This window comes from Mycobacterium sp. TH-M106 (genome assembly GCF_057473765.1).
Genome location: NZ_JBYCLE010000203.1, coordinates 1 through 1,618, shown reverse-complemented (window position 1 = coordinate 1,618; position 1,618 = coordinate 1). Strand labels below are relative to the sequence as shown.

General features: G+C 68.1%; 3 protein-coding genes and 1 pseudogene. 1 reads left to right on the top strand and 3 read right to left on the bottom strand.

All coding sequences use genetic code 11. The features are described from left to right. Together AC2VOP_RS07235 and AC2VOP_RS07230 are read right to left on the bottom strand one after the other, a co-directional pair. Nucleotides 1-107, bottom strand: a pseudogene (locus AC2VOP_RS07235) (CBS domain-containing protein); the annotation flags it as partial. 33 nt (nt 108-140) lie between these two features. Then, nucleotides 141-317: a hypothetical protein gene (locus AC2VOP_RS07230; RefSeq protein ID WP_486960329.1), complete on the bottom strand. Its 177-nt coding sequence runs from the start codon at nt 315-317 to the stop codon at nt 141-143. A gap of 141 nt (nt 318-458) precedes the next feature. Between AC2VOP_RS07230 and rpsT the strand changes: the two genes are divergently transcribed. Beyond that, nucleotides 459-719, top strand: a complete 261-nt coding sequence (rpsT, locus tag AC2VOP_RS07225; RefSeq protein WP_486960328.1) for a 30S ribosomal protein S20 — start codon at nt 459-461, stop codon at nt 717-719. An 83-nt stretch (nt 720-802) separates the two neighbouring features. Here the strand turns inward: rpsT and holA are convergent. Further along, nucleotides 803-1,618: DNA polymerase III subunit delta (gene holA / locus AC2VOP_RS07220; protein WP_486960327.1), on the bottom strand; the 816-nt coding region annotated here is incomplete at its 5' end.

The window sequence follows — 1,618 nt, the reverse complement described above, 5'->3', positions numbered from 1 at the left end:
CCGATGTTGTGTTCGGCGAGGCCGGCGAGCAGCTCCTGGACGGTGTCATCGGGGTCGACGGTCACCACCGCTGTGCCCTTGTTTCGCAACACATCTGAAATCCGCATCGAGCCCTCCTGCCGTGGTGATCGACTGCACACCTAGATTACGACGATTTGCCGCCGCATGGGAGGGACCGGCCGAATCGGCGGATCCGGCGTCTCGCGCCATTTGTATCGGAGGGCTATCGAAATCCGCACCGCGCGACCGTCCTCATCGGCTGTGAGTTCGCGGGCCGCGGCGAGCACGTCGTCGTCGATGTCGAGCGTCGTGCGCACCCTGTGATGTCATCGCAGCAACCCATCACAGCTGGTGGGCTGGCTGACTTTGGGAGTTGGCAAACCGGCTGGTAGCCTGAACACCCGTGCCCCGGTGCCGGGCACGTACACCCCAGCCCAGGTTTTCGAAGGAACTGCCCCGTGGCCAACATCAAGTCGCAGCAAAAGCGCAACCGGACCAACGAACGCGCCCGGCTGCGCAACCACTCGGTGAAGTCGTCGGTCCGGACCGCCATCCGGGCGTTCCGGGAAGCCGTCGACGACGGCGACATGACGAAGGCCACGGAATTGCTGACCTCGACCAGCCGCAAGCTGGACAAGGCCGCTAGCAAGGGTGTGATCCACAAGAACCAGGCCGCCAACAAGAAGTCTGCACTGGCACACGCGCTCAACAAACTCTGACCTGGACAGGTTTCCCCGCGCGAGCATGCACAAACTCGCACGCGCGGTGCCCGCGCAGTGCGAGTTTGTGCATGCTCGCCGGCTCAGGCCGACGCGAGCTCGGCGATCTGTCGCACCGCGGCTTCCAGCGCGTAGTCGGCGTCGGCGGCGGCGCCTTTGACGTCGGCGTTGAGCGCCGCGACCAGTTTCACCGCGGTCGCCACGGTCTCCCGCGACCAGTGCCGCGCCTGCCTCTGCGCCTTTTGCACCCGCCACGGCGGCATCCCCAGCTCACCGGCCAGACGGTTGGGGTCACCCGGTTGGGATCCCACCCGCGCGATGGTATGTACCACCTCGGCCAGCGCATCGGCCAGCACCACCCGCGGCGCGCCGCGGAACATCGCCCAACGCAGCGCCTCGGCGGCGCCGGCGACATCGCCGACGACAGCCTTGTCGGCGATGTCGAACCCGGTCACCTCCGCTTTTCCGCTGTGATAGCGGCGCACCGCGGCGGCGTCGACGTGCCCGCCGGTGTCGGCGACCAACTGCGAGCAGGCCGACGCCAGCTCGCGGATGTCGGAGCCGACCGCGTCGAGCAGTGCGGTCACCGTCACCGAGTCAACCTTGACCCGCAGCGCGGCGAACTCCGCGCGAACGAAATCGGCTCGGTCGCGGGGTTTGGTGATCCGCGCGCACGGATGCACCTGCGCTCCCAGCCCCCGCAGCCGGCCGGCCAGTGCTTTGGCACGCCCGCCGCCGGAGTGCGCTACCACCAATACCGTTCCCGGCGGCAGGTCGGCGGCCGCCGATTCGATCAACGCCACCGCGTCCTTGCCGGCCTCGTCGGCATCGTCGAGCACCACCACCCGCTCGTCGGCGAAGAGCGACGGGCTCAACAGCTCGGCGAGTTCGCCGGTGTC